The sequence below is a fragment of the Planktothricoides sp. SR001 genome, from assembly GCF_001276715.1.
GTDB classification, from domain to species: domain Bacteria; phylum Cyanobacteriota; class Cyanobacteriia; order Cyanobacteriales; family Laspinemataceae; genus Planktothricoides; species Planktothricoides raciborskii.
This window is the reverse complement of the sequence record NZ_LIUQ01000013.1, coordinates 52,372-71,991: the sequence shown is the minus strand read 5'-3', so window position 1 is coordinate 71,991 and position 19,620 is coordinate 52,372. Positions and strand designations below refer to the sequence as shown.

Below are 19,620 nucleotides of genomic sequence, written 5' to 3'. Positions count from 1 at the left end.
GCTATGAGGCGGGGATTTTAATCCCCGCCGGATCGCGGGGTTATTCAACAGTAAACCTTGACACCAATGGCAAGCATTGCGCCCCTCTGCCCCCCTGCCCCCCTGCCCCTCTGCCCCCCCACACCCCACACCCTACACCCTACACCCTACACCCTAAAATCCCTTAAAGCCGCAATAATTTGCCCCAACGCCAACCCCCCATCATTGGGGGGAACCCATTGATGCCAATAAGGACGGAAGTTTGCCTCTGTTAATTTTTGAATCATTCTTTCCGTTAAATATTTGTTTTGAAAACAACCCCCTGTAAGGGCAATTTTTTCAATGCCAATTTGTTTGGCGATCGCGACAGTTGCCGCCACCAAAGTATTGTGAAACTTCAGAGAAATTAGGGCGATCGGTTGTTGGAATCGCAGATCCGCCAAGATTTCCCGAATCATCGGTTGCCAATCCACAATTAACGGCTGATTTGGCAAATTTTCCAGATTATTTTCAATTTTAAATGAATATTCGGCATCCCGATTAATCGGATTAATTTCTGAATCAATTTCATCAATTTGTGATAAAATAAATTCTAACTCCATTGCCCCTTGTCCTTCAAAAGTCACCGTTTGCCGTAGCCCGATTAAAGCGGCGATCGCATCAAATAATCGACCCATACTGCTGGTCAAAGGTGCATTAAGCTGCTTTTGCAACATAGTCTTAATCACTTGCAACTCACGGGGAGAAAAATCCTGAAGCGGTAACGGATTAAACGGATTAAAACCATCATCAAAATCCGCACCAAACAACTCATAAAGCAATCCCAAAGCCACTCGGCGAGGTTCTTTCACCGCTTTTTCCCCTCCCGGTAGCCGAAAAGTTCGCCAATGGGCCACGCGCTGAAATGAGCGATCGCTGACTGCGAGAAATTCTCCGCCCCAAATAGTCCCATCCAGTCCATACCCTGTACCATCCCAGGAAATGCCTAAAACTGGCGGTTCTATTTGATTTTCCGCCATGCAAGCGAGCACATGGGCATAATGATGTTGCACCGAAAACACCGGCAGCCCAAATTTTGCAGACTGCGATCGCGCATACTGGCTAGAAATATAATCCGGGTGAGCATCACAAGCAATGCCGTCCGGCTGAAAATCATAAATGCTACCCAGGGTTTTAATTACGGTTTGAAAAGCATCAAAAGCTTGGGGCGTTTCCATATCCCCAATATGCTGACTGAGAAACACTTTATCTGCCATCAAAATCGCGATCGCATTCTTGAAATGTCCCCCTACCGCTAATAAATTAGTCCCTGATTTTTCCGCACCGTTATCTTTTCCTGATTGCCCATTTTCTGCCTGGAGAAATTTCGGTAGAAAAACTGGTAACGGGGCATAACCTCGCGCCCGACGAATCACCTGTATGCGATCGCTCACCACCCGCACCACGGAATCATCAACCGGACGGGCAATGGGACGATTATGGACTAAAAATAAATCCGCAATATTGCCCAAACGGGCGATCGCTTCTGCTTCATCAGTGCAAATTGGTTCATCGGCTAAATTGCCACTGGTAGCTACTACCGGGTCGCCCAATTCTGCCATCAATAAATGATGCAAAGGTGTATAAGGCAACATAATGCCTAAATAGGGATTTCCCGGAGAAACTGCCGGGGCAATATGATTATTTTTGCCTGAATTTTTTAGCCTTAATAACACAATCGGCGCTTGGGGCGATCGCAACAAATCCGCCTCTATCTCAGAAACCTCACAAACCCCTTGCACTTTGGCCAAAGAAGGATACATTAAAGCAAAAGGTTTATCCGGGCGATGCTTTTTATCCCGCAACCGTTGCACCGCTGCCTCATTGTGGGCATCCACCATTAAATGAAACCCACCTAAGCCTTTAATCGCCACAATTTTGCCCTCGCGAATTGCCGCCACCGTCGCCATTAATGCCCCATCATGGGATTGCAAAATATCACCATTTTTATCCCACAATTCTAAATGCGGCCCGCACTGGGGACAAGCATTCGGTTGAGCATGAAACCGGCGATCGCTGGGATTATGATATTCCCTTTCACAGTCAGAACATAAATCAAACTTCTTCATGGTTGTAGCGGGGCGATCGTAGGGAACCGACTCAATAATCGTATAGCGTGGCCCACAATTAGTACAGTTAGTAAAAGGATAACGATAACGCCGATTTTCGGGGTCAAAAATTTCGGCAAAACAATCTGGACAGGTCGCTAAATCCGCTAAAACAATCGCCGTTTTCGTTCCCGGAAGGCTGGGGCGAATTTCAAAATTTTTATAGCCGATAATTTCTGCCCAATTTATTTCTAAACTTTGGATAAAAGATGCCGGTGGTTTTTCCGTTTTAATCCGCTCAATAAAGGTTTCTAACAAAGCGCGATCGCCTTCCACGGAAATCATAACTCCTTGGGCAGAATTATTCACCCAACCCACCAGGTTTAACTCCGTAGCCAGACGATAAATAAAAGGGCGAAATCCCACTCCCTGTACCGCCCCCTGAATTTTTAAACAACAGCTAATTTTGCTCATTTTTAAATTGATTTTAATTATCAATAAATCATCAATAAATTACAAATAACGTAGGGTGGGCAATGCCCACCACTTCTAACTAATTCAGATACATTCCCGCATAAGGTCTAAGCAATCGATGTAAATCTAAAACTGGGGGAATGATTTCTGTTTGAGTAATCATGTCATGGACTTGACCCCGATGATGGGTCTGATAATGAAAAAAATGTTCCAACAATAAGATAGCAGAATATTCTTGGAATTTGCCGTCGCGATCGTAATACTTAATCGTTTCTTGCAGAAACTCCTCCGCCATATTTTGGGTGAAACTTTCAATATGGCCATCTTCAACAATTCTCGCTTTTTCCAGTTCCGAGAATGTTTCATATAAAATGGCGTTAAGGTCATAATTTTTAACCGTATTACTGGCAAATCTGGCTAACCAGAGGCGATCGCAAACCAGAATATGATTCAGGGTAGCGTAAATACTGCCAAAAAATGATGGCCGAAATCGAGTCAGTTCAGCGCGAGAAAGCTGGGAACAAGCCTGATAAATTCTCAAATTAGCCAAAGTATTATATCGAGCCAGCATTTGGAAATGCTTAATTAAGGTTATACACTGATTAGTTTGCATAAAATCAAGGGATCAAGCTAAAGCATTTTTTCACTAAGTGGCTAGACCTAACTTTTGGTGCAAAGCTTGGCGCATTACTTCCACAGGAACGGGTTGCTCGATCCAAATTTTTAATGCTGCGGCTCCTTGCTGAACCAGCATTTCACTACCATCAATCGCGATCGCCCCTACTGCTTTCGCCTGTTGCAAAAATTGCGTCGGACTAGGAGTATAAATTAAATCATAAACAATAGTCTGAGAATTCAAACAAGTAAAATCCGCGTCACTAAGAGGCGATCGCTCCACCTGGGGATACATCCCAATGGGAGTTGTATTCACCAATAAACCCGTTTCTGGTAATACCATCGATAATTCCTCCCAAGGATGAACGGTCAGGGGCACAGAAATCGGCGTATTTAACCAACTTTCTGCAAAAGCCGCTAACTTATCCCGGTTGCGACCGACCATAAGAATTTCCGTACAGCCCAACTCCCGACAACCCGCCACCACCGCACGGGCAGCCCCACCAGCGCCTAAAATCACCACTTTGGTATGCTTCCAGTCGCGGTTCAGGGATTGGTTCAGCGATCGCAAAGGAGCGAGAAACCCTGCCACATCAGTATTTGTCCCCACCCAACCCTGTTCGGTCCAGCAGACCGTATTCACCGCCCCCACGGACTGGGCCAACGGGGACACCTCTGATAGTAGCGGGATAATCGCTTGTTTGTGGGGAATCGTCAGATTAAAACCTTTCACCCCAATAGCCGCCAAACCTGCCACTGCTGTGGCTAATTTTGCCGGTTTGACCGGGAAAGGCAAATAAACATAATCGATGCCTAAGTGGGCGATCGCTGCATTATGCATAGCCGGAGACAGAGAATGTTCTACCGGATCGCCCATCACTCCGAGTAACTTTGTTGTACCTTTAATTTGCATTTTTACTGATTCATAGCCCTATTTCTAGAATACGATTTGAGTAAACCTCTGCTCAAAAATTATTTTTTCTCATGCTTACCTAGACATAAATCGTCCGTGCTATGCCACAATCGGTAAAAAGGGACACCAACCCAGTTCACCCTCGGTGGTCGAGATTCTGGAGATGACTTACAGCGGTTTTCAGATTACTGAACCACGCTAGGGCGAAGCCCAAGCGGTATTTAATTTAATATTTTCAGCATTTGTAGGGGCGAATGGCCATTCGCCCCTACAAATGCCGGAATGCTTCGCCCCTACAAATGCTTTGTGGTTTACTCGCGGAGAAAATTGCTGTAAATCAGAATCTCTCTCCTAATCTGGGGTTGGAGCGATCGCTGACTCAGGATATCAGGGTAATCATCAGTTTCAGCGCAACCATCAAATTTCCCGTCTCTCTGGTGCATCTTAACTTTATTTTTACCTATAGAGTCATTTTCTCAACCTCTACCAAGGAAACTCAAGGTTTTTTGAGTTGATTAGATCCTCAATTCCCGGTTATTTTATTTCACCAGATTGCTGCCATGAAAAGACTCACATATATTAGTCGATTTTCTCTTAACTTAACTGCCGCCGATATTGAAAAAATCGGTAAAATTTCTCAGCAGAATAATCAAGCCAGAAATATTACTGGAGTTTTACTGTGCTTAGACGGAATGTTTTTCCAAATTCTCGAAGGAGAAGCCGAAGACATCGATCAAATTTACCAAAGAATCTTGGACGATCCTAGGCACACCGATATTCTTTGCTTAAAATCAGAACTCAATGTCACCGAACGACTATTTCCTGAATGGTCAATGCAAATCATTGATTTAGAGCATAATACCGATCTAATTATTCAACCAATTAAAACCTTATTAGAAACTATTACCGAATCACACGGAATTTTAGAAAAGTACACTCAAAACACTATTTTTAAACTAATTCAACAAGGGATAAATCCTTTAGAATTGCGTCCTAAAAAAATAGAAAAAATCATTATGTTTAGTGATATTGTTTCTTTTTCGGCTTTTGCGGATAAACTGCCTGTAGAGCACGTTGTTTACTTGGTAGATCATTATTTAACTTCTTGTGCTAAAATTATTAGTGAAGCCGGGGGGGAAGTTACCAAATTTATTGGCGATTGTGTTATGGCTTATTTTGATGCCGACCAAGCAGATGCGGCGATTCAAGCGGGTTTAGATATTTTGCTAGATGTCGCCATGTTGCGAAATTATGCCCAAGAAGATAGTGTTTTAAAAGTATTATATACGGGGATTGGTATAACTAAAGGAATGGTGATTGAAGGGAATTTAGGCTCATGTTTTAAAAAAGACTATACAGTGATTGGGGATGTAGTTAATGCCGCATCTAGATTAGAAGCATTAACCAGAAATTTACCGCGATCGCTGGTTTTTTCTGAAGCCGTAAAAAATAGTACCCAAAAACACTGGGATTTTATCAATTTAGGCTGTTATAAGCTCAAAGGAAAAAACCAGCCAATCCAAGTTTACTCCATCGATCAAGAGATTACCAGAAAATGCAGCAATGGGACTCAAGTAGCGCGGGAAATTACCGAATATTTAGACATAATTATGAATTTTCAACAACCGGGTTTTTTATAGTTTTGACAAACAAATGGTGAGATTAAATAAAAACCCGGTTTCTAAATCGCTAAATCTCTTGACTAGAATGCCAGTCTTGGGCTTTTTGGTGAATTGCTTGCCATTCTTCCGGGGAAATGCGATCGCAATTTTTTAAAATAAAACTCATCCGCCCTTGAGACTTCAGCTTTTCCCGGTGCCGAGACAAAAAATCCCAATAAAAGAAATTAAACGGACAAGCATTTTCCCCGGTGCGCTTTTTATAATCATAAACACAATCGCGACAATAATCACTCATTTTATGAATATAATTCGCCGAAGCTGCATAAGGCTTAGAAGCCAAAACACCGCCATCCGCAAACAAACCCATCCCGATAACATTTGGTTGCATCACCCAATCATAGCTATCAATAAATGCAGAGTGAAACCAACTTTCTACCGCTTGGGGCAACAGTCCAGAAATTAAAGCGAAATTACTCAAAATCATTAATCGTTGAATATGGTGAGCATAGCCAGTTTCTTCCACTTGAGACAGCACTTGATGCAGACAATTTAGATTAGTTTTTTTGGCATCCCAGAAAAAATCTGGCAGCGGGCGATCGTGCTGAAACCAGTTATTTTCCCCATAGTCATCAGCCATAAAATAATACACCCCGCGCATATATTCTCGCCACCCCATAATTTGCCGGATAAACCCTTCCACACTATTTAAAGGCAGCGAAAAATCAGCATAAGCTTTTTCAGCGGCTTGAATCACTTCTAAAGGATGCAGTAATCCTAAATTTAAATAAGGGGAAAGTAAAGAATGCCAGAGAGTTGCTTCTCCTGTCACCATCGCATCTTGATAATGGCCAAAATTCCCCAAGCAATGCTGAATAAAATAGTCTAACACTTGTAGCCCTTGTGAACGAGTCACCCCCCAAGAAAAAGAGGCAATTTTTCCATAAAGTTGGCTTTCGGGTAAGCTATTCACTTGTTGTATAACTGCTTGAGTTATGGCATCCGGGGGAAACTCCAAAATTGGCGGTGTTTTGAGTTGACCATCCTTCCCAGAAAAAAGTTTTGAACTCGCCAGAGGTTTACGATTTTCTTGGTCAAAATTCCATTGACCGCCCACAGGTTTATCATCCGCCATTAAAATATTAAACCGTTTTCGGCTTTGACGATAAAAATCTTCCATTAATAGCCGTTTTCTGGATTTAGCCCATTCCTGAAATTCTGCTACCGTCCACAGGAAATGGTTATTTTCCACTAAGGTAATTTGGCAAGGCAAGTTTAACCCCTGAATTAGTTGAGTAAAAGGACGGTCATTTGGGGTCATCACCCGCAATTCTGTAATGCGGTTTTGCTGCACCCATTCCCTCAGTGGAGTTTCAAAGTTTGGGGCATTGTTATAGTAAGTAATTGGTATGCCGCGATCGCGCAACTCAGCGGCAAAATGTCGCATTGCCGACCAAACCAGCACCAATTTTTGCCGGTGATAACGCCGCCCCATCATAGCAGCTTGAACGAGCACATAATCTAATGACTCGATGAATATCGTGGGAGTCTCTGGGGAAACTGCGGTAAGTGCAGTTTGAGTCTGATACAGTTGATCGCCTAAGATCCAAATGCCGATAGTCATTTGTTACTACTTCTCCTTTTGTGTTACTTGTTAGTTATTCGTAACTAAAATCTGGTTCTTCATAAGTAGGTGAAGATAATTAATTGCACTTTTCGTTCCCCGACGTAAATCCTTGGATTCCCGCATATAGGGAGGAGAGAGGTTCGTAGGAGAGAGGAGAGAGAAAAGAGAAGAGAGATTCGTAGGAGAGAGAATATCTTTCCTATGCATCGTCTTTCCTATGCATCCTCTTTCCTATGCATCCTTTTTCCTAGGCATCCTCTTTCCTATGCATCCTCTTTCCTATGCATCCTCTAATGGGGTCTATGTTGAATTTATTTAAGCACATCTACTTATAGCGAGAGACAAATTAGATATTCCGTACAATTACTCATTAGTTAAGCAGTCACTCATTTATTCATAAATTTGTGTGACAAATTATTGACGCATTTTTCAGAGTTTTTGTATATTTAGCTACAGACAAATATTTAATTAAAAGTTGCATCTCCCTAAAATCATTGAAAAATTTTCAGCATAATTACTTATTCATTTACAGGAGAGTTGTATGAAATTCACCACTGAGCAGCAGCAAACAAAAAACTATCCCAAAGCCTCGTCAGTCATTCCATCCCCAGAAACAACTCACGACAAGCTGCTATTTTGCTCTGGTGATTGGGTAAGCTTGATTAAACCCCTGACCGCCCTAAGTTTTGAAGAAGCCATCCTGCTGTGTGAAGAAAGTCTGGATAAATGGGTGGTTTGGGTGCCAGGTTTGGGGGAAACACGGTTAAATACCAGTGAGTTTGTCAGACAAGCCTAAGTGGGTAATGGTAATGGTGCGATCGCCTCATCTCCTCGGCTTAGTCAACAACAATATCCGCTTTTTGGCATAGAAGAATTACGCCATCAGACGGATGTTTTTCCTGGCTCTACAGCAGAAAATGAATGTACTGAATCGAAAAATTCATTCAACTTCTATGGTATAAGCCATCGCCCGGTCAATTGATCGGGTTTTTTGTTTGTGGCCTTCAAGAATATACGCCAAATGGCGTAGAAGAATTACGCCATTTGGCTGATGCTTTTCCCCGCTCTAGGGTAGAAAATGAATGTACTGAATAGAAAAATTCATTCAACTTCCATGGTATAAGCCCTCGCCCGGTCAATTGATCGGGTTTTTTGTTTGTGGCCTTCAAGAATATACGCCAAATGGCGTAGAAGAATTACGCCATTTGGCTGATGCTTTTCCCCGCTCTAGAGTAGAAAATGAATGTACTGAATAGAAAAATTCATTCAACTTCCATGGTATAAGCCCTCGCCCGGTCAATTGATCGGGTTTTTTGTTTGTGGCCTTCAAGAATATACGCCAAATGGCGTAGAAGAATTACGCCATTTGGCTGATGCTTTTCCCCGCTCTAGAGTAGAAAATGAATCCATTGAATCGAAAAATTCATTGAATTTCCCTGGTATAAGCCATCGCCCGGTCAGTTGATCGGGTTTTTTGTTTTGGGTTGGTTTTGGGTTTTCAGAATATACGCTATATCAGCCTGATGGCGTAGACGAATTACGCCACCGGGCTGATGTCTGACTGAGAAGATTGCTAGATTTAATTCCTTATCTAAGTATAAGCAAGATAAAGCAAGATAAAAATAGACGTAGCAAAACTAGGCCAGCGACCACGGCAACAAATTAAGCCCTATTGGTCAGAGAATCCAGCATTGCCCAGAGTTGGGAGTCGGTGAAATCCGCAACTACCATCGTCGCCCCTTCGTTTTTCAGGGTATTTGGTTCGTGAGTGGAGGCAATGCCAATTGTTTGAATTCCAGCGGCGACTGCCGAACGGATTCCGGTGAGAGAATCTTCAAAGACGATCGCTTCTTTTGGGGATAAGCCCAGTTTTTCCAATGCCATCAGGTAAGGATCGGGATGAGGTTTGGGTGCTGGGGCTTCTTCCCCCAGTATTATGGGAGAAAATGTTTCGGTCAGGTTTAACAGATTGAGCATAAAGTCCACATTGTCGCGAGGGGCATTGGTGACGAGCGATCGCCCTAATCCCTGAGTTTTTGTCCATTGCAACAGTTCCAAAAGTCCGGCTAAGGGTTTGATTTGTGTGGCTAACTGCCGAAATAGGGATTCTTTTTGTTTAGCTAATTGTTCTCCCGCTTCTGGGGATAATTCCGGGAATATCTGCTCGACAATGTGCTGATTTTTTTTGCCACTGATATGCTGCCGATAAAAAATTTCATCCACGGTGATGTGATAATCATGCAGCATTTGTTGCCAAGCTTGCATATGAAAACGGTCAGTGTTGGCGATCGTGCCATCTAAATCAAATAGTATTGCTGCCAGCATGGTTCCTCGTTAATGTTTAGCAGAAATGTTTAGCAGATTTTTCGGGCTTAGTTGCCCCCGGCAACCACGGGGGATTGCCCCTAGATTTTATCGCGATTTTTGGTATCGCGATTTTTGGTTTTTTCCGATTGTGTTTAGCTAGAGGCACTGGTATAAAAGCGCAGGGCAAACCGCCAAAAGGCGATCGAAGCGCATAGCAAAGTGATGGCTAAAACTCCCGAACCCATGATCCAAGTGAATTCCCCACGGTTTAACATTGCCTGAGCGGGTACTGTGGTTAAAAAAGCGACCGGCACTACAAAGGTAAAGAAAACTCTATAGGCGGTGGGATAAGCCACCATTGGATATCTTCCGGCTTCCAGGAGTCCTCTTAATACCTCAGTAATATTGTAGGTTTTAACGAACCAAATTGTTGTTGATCCGAGCATAAACCATAAGCTATAAAGACTAATGACGGCAAATAATAAAGGAATAAAACTTAACAAGTAATTAACGCTGCTTAAGCCTAGTTGACTGCCAGCGTATCCGACAATAATTATGCCAAATAATAAGTCAGACAAACCCCAAAGAGAAATGGTGCGGGTAGAAAGCCAAAATTGACTACTAATGGGTTTGAGCAAAATAAAATCTAAAGTTCCTTGTTGCACATGATCGACGATGCGATTTAGGTTAGGAATCAAAAATGTGGCGGAAAATCCTTGCAATATGGTAAAAATTCCCAGAACAATTAAGGCTTCTTGCCATTGCCAACCTTGGAAAGTATAGCCAGTTCTATAAAATAAAAATAATCCAAATATACTGCCCCCTAAGCTGCCGATACTGGTGAAGGTAGCCAGTATAAAATTTATCCGGTATTCCATTTCAGCGGCGATCGCTGCTCCCCAAAATAATTTTAAAATTGATAGATATCTTTGCATGGGCTTGTTATTTGTGGTTTGTTGGTGGGTAGGGATTCTTTTGTTATTTGTTATTTGTTATTGGTTGGTGGTTATTGGTTGGTGGTTATTGGTTGGTGGTTATTGGTTGGTGGTTATTGGTTGGTGGTTATTGGTTGGTGGTTATTGGTTGGTGGTTGGCATTATAGCAAATAGCTGGCAGTAAATAACAAACAATGAATAACAAATAACAAATAACGAGTTACTTCAGGACAAATAACCGTAAAATAATTTTTATGGCCACGGATTGCCGCGATCCAAGATTTCAGTCTAAGATAAGACCATACATCTGGTATAGGAGCAAATTCAATGATAGTTTCAATTTACGCCCCAGCATTATTAAGATTATATAAAATTTATGACAATTTAATAGTACCCGTATAAAATTGTCAAATAAATTAAATCAAAAACGTTTTTACTTAACCACCTTAAATTTTTCAAATATGTATAATGAAATACCAAATAATATTCTGGTTTTAAATAAAAAAGATTCAGTGAATGAAAAAGTCCAAAGTATTTTAGAAGCTAATCAATTAACTGTGATAAATATCCAGGGGTTTTGTGAAGCGATCGCCTATTTGACTGAAGGCAGATCCCCACAACCGGATTTGGTGCTGCTTGACCTGGATCTGCCAGAAGTTTCCGGGGCATATGCGGTGAAACAATTACAAGCGATCGCCCCTGATGTGCCGATTATAGCACTGGTGAGTCCGCAGCAGGAAGAAATGGCGAACGGGCTATTTTCTGTGGGACTGCAAGACTACTTGGTAAAAGACGAAATCAACAGTCGGGCATTGATGCGAGTAATTGCCGGGGCAGTTTCCCGGAGTCGCTATGTTAAATCATCTGAACGTAAGATAAGCAATCGATTAGAAAAAATAAGTGCAGCACTGGGAAATGATTTTTTCCAAAAGTCGCCGACGGGGATGGCAATTTTAGATCCCGTGGGGGTAATTATCCACGTTAATCAAGCTTTAGCCAAGATGAATGGGCGATCGCTTCAGGATTTTTTGATCAAAAAAATTACAGAAATATGGCCAGAAATCGGCATTCAATTGATGGGACAGTTTGAACAAGTTTGGCAAACTGGTGCATCAATTATCGCTCAGGAATTTACCATGAATCAACCAGGAGCGTCGAACTTGACTCATCAATCATGGTCGATGTTTCCTCTGTCTGATGCTGAGGGAGAAACTATCGCGATTGGCTGCTTAATTCTGGATATCAGCGATCGCAAACAAGCGGCTGAAGCGATGTTGCATCCGCAACGCTTCGCGAACGAACAAGAACGCCGGCAACTCAGACAAATTGTCGCCCATGCGCCAGTAGCGAGCGCTATTTTAGATCGAGAACTGCGCTACTTGGCTTACAGTAAAAAATGGCTGACCACTTATGGCTTAGTCGGTCAAGAAATTTTGGGCGATTGCCACTATCAAATAGTACCAGATATGCCCGATCACTGGCAAGAAAATTATCAAAAAGCATTGGCTGGAGAAATCATTTCTATTCCCGAAGAATGCTGGAATCGGGCAAACGGCCAGAAAATTTATTTGCGTCGGGCAATTCATCCTTGGTACAGTCCCAATGGTCAAGTGGGGGGGATTGTCATTGCCAGCGATGTTGCATCCGCAACGCCGAAGCGCGATCGCATCGATGAATTAGTTGAAGCCAGAGAAAAAGCGATCGCTGCTGTTAAATTTAAATCCCAATTTTTTGCCAACATCAGTCACGAAATCCGCACTCCCATGAATGGGGTATTAGCCATGAGTGACTTACTCTTGAAAACGCCATTAAATGGGGAACAACTTGATTTTGTTCAAACCTTAAAAGTGACAATTCATCACTTACTGACAATTATTAATGACTTACTAGATTTTTCTAAACTAGAATCCGCCCAAATTCGGCTAGAAATGCGAGAGTTTGACTTAAATGAATGCCTGGAAACTGTCATAGATTTACTGGCAACTCAAGCCAATGCCAAAGGGTTACAAATGGCCGTCCTAGTTGATGGGGATGTTCCCCGGCAACTGGTTGGGGATGATTTGCGCTTAAGGCAAATTCTGACAAACTTAATTGGCAATGCCTTAAAATTTACCGAAACCGGAGAAATCATTGTTCATGTTGAGCGGCTAGAAACTTTAAATATAAAAAAATCTCCAATAAATTATCCTGCCATCAATAGTTATGCTCTAAATAGACCGATTACCATAAAATTTTCAATTAAAGATACAGGAATTGGAATTTCCGATCCCGATCAAAAGAAACTATTCCAAGTTTTCTCCCAAGTGCATCAAACTTCGAGAAAATATGGAGGCACGGGCTTAGGATTAGCAATTTGTAAACAATTCGCGGAATTAATGGGAGGTGAAATCGGGGTACAAAGCCAATTGGGTGAGGGTTCTACTTTTTGGTTTACCATTAAACTAGGTTTGGGAAAAACCCATATGGATCTGCCTCATCTAAGTTATGCCAATAAATCAGAAAAAATCCGAGAAATTGAGGCGACAAGAAAAGCCCTGTCTGGAAAAAAAATCTTGGTCATCGATCGAAATGCCACGAATCGCACCGTAGTGATTTTAGCAGCCAAAAGTTGGGGAATGCAAGTAGAAGAAACAGATAATGCAGTGGCGGCTTTAACTAATTTATGTTCAGACAGCGCTCAACAAAATTTTTATCATGTTGTTTTAGTGGATTGGCAAATGCTGAAATTAGACCGAGATTTTCGCGCTCAATTAATGCGGATTAAACCCGTGCTTAAGCCAACTAAATTCGTTTTAATGACTGAAATCACGGAAACGCAAAAAGCTAAACATTTGCTTGAGTTAGCCTTTGCGACTTACTTGGTCAAACCCATTACCGAAAGTCGATTAAAAACCGCTATGTTAAAAGTCCTATTTTCTCCTAATGAATCCTCTAGTCAAATGAAGGAAAAAATCAATTTTGCTAAAAATAAAGCATCGGATTTTAAAATTTTGATTGTAGAAGATACCCTAATGAATCAAAAAGTGATTAAACATCAGTTAGAAATGCTGGGTTATGTGGCTGATTTTGTGAACAATGGTCAAGAAGCGTTAGCGCAATTATCAGAAAAATCTTACGATATTATTTTCATGGATTGTCAAATGCCCATATTGGATGGATATGAAACAACTAAAGCTGTGAGAGAACGGGAAGCACAACATAAATTGCCGAAAAATATCATCGAAAGAACTGTGGTTATTGGGTTAACCGCTTATGGAATTAATGATGAATGTGCGGACGGAAGTGGTTTGACAAATCGAGAAAAAGGTTTGGCGGTGGGTATGGATGATTTTTTAACCAAACCCATCTCCCTGGAAGATTTAGAATCGGCTATTCAGCGATGGGTTAAACCTGAAACTTCACCCCCAGAAATTGTCAATAATTTAGTAAATGTGCCTGAATGTACTGTGGAGCAAGTTTATGGCCTTGAGTCCGTAGTAAATGTGGCTCATTTGGCCAAAATTACCCAGGCTAATATTGAGTTACAACAAGAGTTGCTAGGACTATTTATTCAACAGGCTGAAACGAATTTGCAAAAGGCACAAGCAGCTTTAGAAACTGGGGATATTCAAACTTTATGCCGCAACGCACATCAATTAAAAGGGGCGAGTGCCAATGTCGCAGTGATTGGGATGCCAGAGTTGGCGGCAGAATTGGAACGTCAAGCTAACGCTAATAATTTAAAAGAAGCGATCGCCCTTATTGGTGAACTAAAACAAAAACTGGATCAGTTAAAAAATGCGATGCTGCACAGCGGATCTTTTAAGGGAATCACCGCTTCAGAAAATTTGAACCATTTCACCCAGACTGCTATGATTGCTCAGAACAGTCCGGTCAAACAGGTGAATCCTGATTCACGGGCGATCGCCGTTGATTCACACCGATTATCGGCACAAATTCCCATTGATTTTGCTCGACTACACAAAATCTCTGGAAGCAATCATTTTTTTGAAAAAAAACTGTTAGAAACCTTTGTCCAACAAACCGACACCTATCTAGAAGAAGCCATGACCGCCCTCACGGAGCAAAATTACTTTCATCTGGCTCACAAAATGCAGCAAATTAAAGGAACAAGTCAAAATGTGGGGATTCTTATCATCCCAGAAATTACCAGTAAAATCGAAGCAGAAATCACTCAAAACAATTTCACCTCGATCGCAGAAACCATGAAACAATTACAAAATATTTATCAGGCTGTTAAGGAGTTTATTGCCGCCGATCGATCGGTGATGACCCGATCGGCACATTAACCGAATCCCAGGAAATAAAAGCATGATTCCCAATCAAGAAAAAAACACCCAGCCATCAGTATTAGTGATTGGATATGGAAATACCCTCCGCAGTGATGATGGGGTGGGGCAACAGGTTGCCACTCTGGTCGAGGAGTGGAAATTGCCATATATCCGCAGTTATGCGGTCCACCAGTTAACTCCAGAATTGGCGGCAGAACTAGCTACCGTCCAGCGAGCCATTTTTATCGATGCCTACCCAGAGTCTACAACGGTGCAAGTTTATCCCCTGACCGATGAAGTCCCAGAAACGACCAATTGTTTGGGACATACCAGTAATCCGCGATCGCTCCTCACCTTAGCCAAACAGGTTTATGGGGTCGCCCCGGCTGCTTGGTGGGTACTCATTCCAGCGGTTAACTTCGACTTTGGCGAACAATTTTCCCCCACCACCCAAGCGGCGATCGCGGTTGCTTTAGAAAAAATTAAACAATTAGTCAGCGAATTTTGACTATTCTCCCCACGATCAATTTGTCAGAATTATCTACGATAAAATAATGACATGCATGAAGTCAGTTTAATGGAACAAACCCTAGAAATTGCCCTAGAAAATGCTCGTCAGCAAGGAGCAAACAAAATCAATCGCTTAAAAATGCGGATTGGTGAAATGTCTGGGGTGGTTCCCGAAGCCTTAGAGTTTGCCTTTGATGTGGTGACACAAGGCACGATCGCCCACGGAGCAATTCTAGAAATAGAATCAGTCCCCGTTGTTTGTTATTGCTCTCACTGTCAGCGGGAATTTTCCCCACCTGATGTATTTTATCAATGTCCAACTTGTGAACAATTCAGTCAAAAAATGATTTCGGGAAAAGAAATTGAATTAACTTCTCTAGAATTATCGGACTTTGTTTGAATTTGTTATTGGTTATTGGTTGTTTGTTCTTCGTTCTTCGTTCTTCGATAACCAGCGCCAACAACGACCTCCCCAACCCCCCCTTCAAAGGGGGGGCAACAACAAACAACAAACAACCAACAACCAACAACTAACAACAACCAACAACCAACAAATAACAAAATAAAATTATGTGCAAAGATTGCGGATGTAGTAAAACCACTGGAGAAATTGGAATTCATAGCCATTTTCACCATGACCATGACCATGACCATGACCATAACCACGATCATAACCATGACCATGATCATAACCATGATCATAACCATGACCATGACTATGACCATCACCACGATCATCAACACCTTTCTGGTCACGATCATCATCATCCCCATTCCCAAAATGGTCAGAATAAAGGCGATCGCGAAGCGGCGCGGATGCGCGATCGCATTGTTCAAATTAGCCAAGGAATTTTGGACAAAAACGATCGCCTTGCGGAACGGAACCGAGGCTATTTTATGGCCAAAGGTTTGCTAGTGTTAAACCTGCTTTCTTCCCCTGGTTCTGGCAAAACTTCCTTGCTAGAACGTACCATTAGTGATTTGAAAAATCAGGTAAAAGCTGGAGTCGTGGTCGGTGATTTAGAAACCGATAATGACGCCTCTCGTCTCAGTAAAACCGGTGCCCCGGCCATCCAAATTACCACCGGAACGGTCTGCCATTTAGAAGCAGAAATGGTCGCCAAGGCAGTCAAACAACTTGACCTGGATGCTTTGGATTTACTAATTATTGAAAATGTGGGCAATTTGGTCTGTCCTGCTGCTTATGACCTAGGCGAAAATATGCGGGTAGTCATGTTATCTGTCACCGAAGGAGAAGATAAACCCCTAAAATATCCGACCATGTTTAAATCCGCTGATGTGGTGATTGTAAACAAAATTGATATTGCCGAAGTGGTGGGATTTAATCGGGAAAAAGCCTTAACCAATATTCAAAAAGTAGCTCCCCAAGCGAGTATTTTTGAAGTATCAGCCCGTACCGGGGAAGGGATGGAAAATTGGTATCATTGCCTGACAGAAGCAATGTCAAAAAATCAGCCATTCCTGGTTTCTACTTAATCGCCTTCGGGCATAAATCCAAAATAGGACTTACAGCGCTTTTCTGTTGAGTAAACCACGAGCGGGCGAAGCATTCCGGCAGTCAGGTTAATCTTTATAAGCATCAAACTTCTGGCGGAATGCTTCGCCCCTACAGATATTTGTGGTTTACTCGCGGAGAAAATTGCTGTACGCCAATACGCTATATATAAGGGCAACCACCGCTTTCGGATTGCCCCTCCAAAACCAGAAATATCGACACCATGCGTAAGTCCTATAGCAATCCTATTTAAGCTATCCGTAGGGTGTTGTTCCGAGACGGTAACGCACCAATACTCATATATAGAGTCGTTGCGTAAGTCCTAATGAATAGAAAAACCCTTTAATTACCGGGGAAGTGATATAAGCTAGTGGTTAGCGTAATTTTAACCAATCAAGTAACCAATAAAGTAATGTTCAATACGAGTCGATTTCGCCTGTTCGCGAAGCGTGCCGGATGGCATTTGAATTTTCGGGCTTTTTATGGGGTGGTAATGACCGTAGCGATCGCGATCGCCACTTGGTTTTGGATGCCCCCCGCTTGGGCAATGACCCAAATTACCCTCTCTGACCTATCTTACAAAGACTGTCCGGCAGAATTCTCCGAAGGGCTGGTGACTAGCGATGGTTCTGGCAATCCTGCTAATTGCTTTATTATCACTGGAACCGCCAAAAATCCCACCAATAAAATGGTCTACGATGCGGATGTTTATGGTCGGATTTATGATGCCAATGACAATAACGTGCTGCCGAACCGGACGCGGGTAGGAAAAATTGATGAAGTTCCCCCTGGGGAAAGCAATTTTGAAGTGAGAATTTCTGTGCCGGTAAATAATCCATTACCTTTGAGCTTAAAACAATTCAAAGCCTCTGGTTTTGCCTCTGCGGTGCGAATTGAACACTTTTGATCCTGGAAATTTAAAAAAGTAGAGACGTAACCAAAACGTCTCTACTTGTATTTTTGTTTACCTTATTAAAATGCACTTGCTGCTGGTAAACTAGCAAATACATCAGCCACAATTTGCAAGAGCAAAATAGCCAAAATTGCGGAAAAGTCAATGCCACCGATTGGGGGAATGAAAGAACGGAAAATATTCAGATAAGGATCAGTTAGCTGACTGAGAATCGAAAACGGTGGATCGTACCAGTTGACTTGAGGAAACCAGCTTAAGAGAATCCTGATGATCAACAGGGCAAAATAGATGTTCAGAAAAGTGGCTATGGTCTGGGTGAGTATCTCTATTCCCATAAGTTTATGCTGCGAAAGCAAATTAATTAAGTTGGTTAAGGCTTAAATTTAGTGTAAACGATGGGGAGGCGGTCTGGAGCAGTTAACCTCCTGAAAGTTGGTCAAATTTGAAAGTCAACCGTCTCCAGATGCGTCAGTCAGTTCGGTTATCCGTCATGGGCTTTCGGGGAGCGACCGGCGAGGAAATCGCTTCAGGGTTGTCCAGTTCATCAGAATGATCGTGGTCATCCCCTAACTGGAAGCGGACTTCATCAATGGCTTCATTTAGTTGAGCAATTTTCTCTTCTAAGGTTCGCCGTGCGACAGAAATCTTTTCCTCTTCACCTTTTAGCGGGCGTTTGATGATTTTACGCAATTTTGATTCCGGCAGTGGACTATTCTCATCGGCTAAAACCTCTTGCGATCGCCCTCCTCCGAGCAGAAAGCCAATCACGCCTCCGACTAAACCACCGACGACGGCGCCAACGATTAATCCACCTGTAAAATTATCTTGATCACTCATTTCTCTTCCCTATTCATTAACCGATATTTCCAGGATAACTTCGAGTGAATCACTCGAATAACAGTCTTTTTGTCAAATAGCTCCGGACAATTTTGGGGATTTATTCGGTGCCAAAGGTGCGATCGCCTGCATCCCCTAATCCCGGAACAATAAACCCCTGCTCATTGAGATGTTCATCAATACAAGCGGCATAGATATTTAACGCGGGATATTGTAGACTCAATTTCTGCAAAGCGGGAGGGGCTGTCACCACGGAAATAATCCGAATCAGATCCGGACTCACCCCACGATTAGTCAACTCTGTCATAGTGGCCATAATCGTGCCCCCCGTCGCCAACATCGGTTCGGAAATCAACACTCTGGTTTCCGGCTCAAACTTTTCTGGCAACTTATTCACATAACACCGAGGTTCTAAGGTTTCCTCATCCCGTACCATGCCCAAATGATAAATCGATGCCGTCGGCAGTACCGTTTGCGCTCCGTCCATCAGGGCTAAACCCGCTCGCAGAATCGGCACCACCGCGATCGGCTTTTGGGGATTCACCATTGTCGCCGGACAAGGCGCCAAGGGCGTCGAAATCATCACATCCAGAGTGGGCAACCAATCGCGACAAGCTTCGTAAGTCAGCCAACGGCCTAATTCGGTCATGGCGGTGCGAAACAGGACTGATGGGGTGTCGCGATCGCGAGCCACTGCCAGCCAATGCTTAATTAAAGGATGAGGTGGAACGAAGACACGCAATTGTATAGTCATATTCGGTAAATTTGTGGCTAAACGTAAATCATCATAGTGCCTTGCGATCGTGGATTGATCGGCGATCAGGATTTTTTTCTTATTTGTCATTTGTTATTTGTTGTTTGTTATTTGTTGATGCTCCATCGGCGAATTATGTTAATTTATTGCAGATAAAGTATATGCAATAAATTTTATATCTAAAAGTTTTGAAAAAAATTCTCAAAAAGTATTGACAAAACTTTGCAATAAGTTTATAGTAAATATCGTGTTCTCCTCTCATA

19 protein-coding genes are annotated in these 19,620 nt (G+C 42.5%); 10 read left to right on the top strand and 9 right to left on the bottom strand.

Features of this window, described 5'->3' with window-relative positions; genetic code table 11:
- Positions 1 to 146 precede the first annotated feature (146 nt).
- The 3 genes from hypF to AM228_RS10035 all read right to left on the bottom strand — a co-directional run bounded on the left by hypF (position 147) and on the right by AM228_RS10035 (position 4,068).
- Complete coding sequence (hypF, locus tag AM228_RS10045; RefSeq protein ID WP_054465981.1) at positions 147 to 2,540, bottom strand: carbamoyltransferase HypF; 2,394 nt, start codon at positions 2,538 to 2,540, stop codon at positions 147 to 149.
- Between the two features lie 79 nt (positions 2,541 to 2,619).
- On the bottom strand, positions 2,620 to 3,153 hold the full coding sequence (locus tag AM228_RS10040; protein ID WP_054465980.1) for a DinB family protein: 534 nt from the start codon (positions 3,151 to 3,153) through the stop codon (positions 2,620 to 2,622).
- Between the two features lie 33 nt (positions 3,154 to 3,186).
- Positions 3,187 to 4,068 (bottom strand): shikimate dehydrogenase, encoded by an 882-nt coding sequence (locus AM228_RS10035; protein ID WP_054465979.1) that lies wholly within the window; start codon positions 4,066 to 4,068, stop codon positions 3,187 to 3,189.
- Positions 4,069 to 4,322: 254 nt separating this feature from the next.
- Between AM228_RS10035 and AM228_RS32280 the strand changes: the two genes are divergently transcribed.
- Positions 4,323 to 4,583, top strand: a complete 261-nt coding sequence (locus AM228_RS32280; RefSeq protein WP_156331671.1) for a hypothetical protein — start codon at positions 4,323 to 4,325, stop codon at positions 4,581 to 4,583.
- A 45-nt stretch (positions 4,584 to 4,628) separates the two neighbouring features.
- The gene (locus tag AM228_RS10030) at positions 4,629 to 5,708 is read left to right on the top strand and encodes a BLUF domain-containing protein (RefSeq protein WP_054465978.1); all 1,080 of its coding nucleotides are present in this window, start codon (positions 4,629 to 4,631) and stop codon (positions 5,706 to 5,708) included.
- Positions 5,709 to 5,757: 49 nt separating this feature from the next.
- On the opposite strand, the gene AM228_RS10025 is transcribed toward AM228_RS10030, so the two are convergent.
- Entirely contained in the window at positions 5,758 to 7,311 is a 1,554-nt protein-coding gene (locus tag AM228_RS10025) for a cryptochrome/photolyase family protein (RefSeq protein WP_054465977.1), read from the bottom strand.
- A gap of 544 nt (positions 7,312 to 7,855) precedes the next feature.
- On the opposite strand from AM228_RS10025, the gene AM228_RS10020 reads away from it, so the two are divergent.
- Both AM228_RS10020 and AM228_RS34140 read left to right on the top strand, forming a co-directional pair.
- Complete coding sequence (locus tag AM228_RS10020; RefSeq protein WP_054465976.1) at positions 7,856 to 8,110, top strand: hypothetical protein; 255 nt, start codon at positions 7,856 to 7,858, stop codon at positions 8,108 to 8,110.
- Positions 8,111 to 8,296: a hypothetical protein gene (locus tag AM228_RS34140; RefSeq protein ID WP_190879671.1), complete on the top strand. Its 186-nt coding sequence runs from the start codon at positions 8,111 to 8,113 to the stop codon at positions 8,294 to 8,296.
- 680 nt (positions 8,297 to 8,976) lie between these two features.
- On the opposite strand, the gene AM228_RS10015 is transcribed toward AM228_RS34140, so the two are convergent.
- Together AM228_RS10015 and AM228_RS10010 are read right to left on the bottom strand one after the other, a co-directional pair.
- The gene (locus AM228_RS10015) at positions 8,977 to 9,639 is read right to left on the bottom strand and encodes an HAD family phosphatase (RefSeq protein WP_054465975.1); all 663 of its coding nucleotides are present in this window, start codon (positions 9,637 to 9,639) and stop codon (positions 8,977 to 8,979) included.
- Between the two features lie 134 nt (positions 9,640 to 9,773).
- Positions 9,774 to 10,556, bottom strand: a complete 783-nt coding sequence (locus AM228_RS10010) for an ABC transporter permease (protein ID WP_054465974.1) — start codon at positions 10,554 to 10,556, stop codon at positions 9,774 to 9,776.
- Here AM228_RS10010 and AM228_RS10005 point away from each other — a divergent pair.
- From AM228_RS10005 to AM228_RS09980, 6 genes are all read left to right on the top strand, one after another.
- The gene (locus AM228_RS10005; protein ID WP_054465973.1) at positions 10,555 to 10,740 is read left to right on the top strand and encodes a hypothetical protein; all 186 of its coding nucleotides are present in this window, start codon (positions 10,555 to 10,557) and stop codon (positions 10,738 to 10,740) included. The two genes, AM228_RS10010 and AM228_RS10005, sit on opposite strands and share 2 nt — an antisense overlap.
- Positions 10,741 to 11,017: 277 nt before the next feature.
- Positions 11,018 to 14,845, top strand: a complete 3,828-nt coding sequence (locus AM228_RS10000) for a response regulator (protein ID WP_156331670.1) — start codon at positions 11,018 to 11,020, stop codon at positions 14,843 to 14,845.
- A 22-nt stretch (positions 14,846 to 14,867) separates the two neighbouring features.
- On the top strand, positions 14,868 to 15,335 hold the full coding sequence (locus AM228_RS09995) for a hydrogenase maturation protease (protein ID WP_054465971.1): 468 nt from the start codon (positions 14,868 to 14,870) through the stop codon (positions 15,333 to 15,335).
- A gap of 51 nt (positions 15,336 to 15,386) precedes the next feature.
- Entirely contained in the window at positions 15,387 to 15,737 is a 351-nt protein-coding gene (gene hypA / locus AM228_RS09990; RefSeq protein WP_054465970.1) for a hydrogenase maturation nickel metallochaperone HypA, read from the top strand.
- Between the two features lie 170 nt (positions 15,738 to 15,907).
- Positions 15,908 to 16,834, top strand: a complete 927-nt coding sequence (gene hypB / locus AM228_RS09985) for a hydrogenase nickel incorporation protein HypB (RefSeq protein ID WP_054465969.1) — start codon at positions 15,908 to 15,910, stop codon at positions 16,832 to 16,834.
- A 482-nt stretch (positions 16,835 to 17,316) separates the two neighbouring features.
- Positions 17,317 to 17,760 (top strand): FxLYD domain-containing protein, encoded by a 444-nt coding sequence (locus tag AM228_RS09980; RefSeq protein WP_054466040.1) that lies wholly within the window; start codon positions 17,317 to 17,319, stop codon positions 17,758 to 17,760.
- 65 nt (positions 17,761 to 17,825) lie between these two features.
- On the opposite strand, the gene AM228_RS09975 is transcribed toward AM228_RS09980, so the two are convergent.
- The 3 genes from AM228_RS09975 to upp all read right to left on the bottom strand — a co-directional run bounded on the left by AM228_RS09975 (position 17,826) and on the right by upp (position 19,357).
- Positions 17,826 to 18,101 carry a YggT family protein gene (locus AM228_RS09975; RefSeq protein WP_054465968.1) on the bottom strand — a complete coding sequence of 92 codons (276 nt, stop codon included), beginning with the start codon at positions 18,099 to 18,101 and terminating at the stop codon, positions 17,826 to 17,828.
- Between the two features lie 133 nt (positions 18,102 to 18,234).
- Complete coding sequence (locus AM228_RS09970; protein WP_054465967.1) at positions 18,235 to 18,603, bottom strand: hypothetical protein; 369 nt, start codon at positions 18,601 to 18,603, stop codon at positions 18,235 to 18,237.
- 100 nt (positions 18,604 to 18,703) lie between these two features.
- Entirely contained in the window at positions 18,704 to 19,357 is a 654-nt protein-coding gene (gene upp, locus AM228_RS09965; RefSeq protein WP_054466039.1) for a uracil phosphoribosyltransferase, read from the bottom strand.
- Between the last annotated feature and the right edge of the window lie 263 nt (positions 19,358 to 19,620).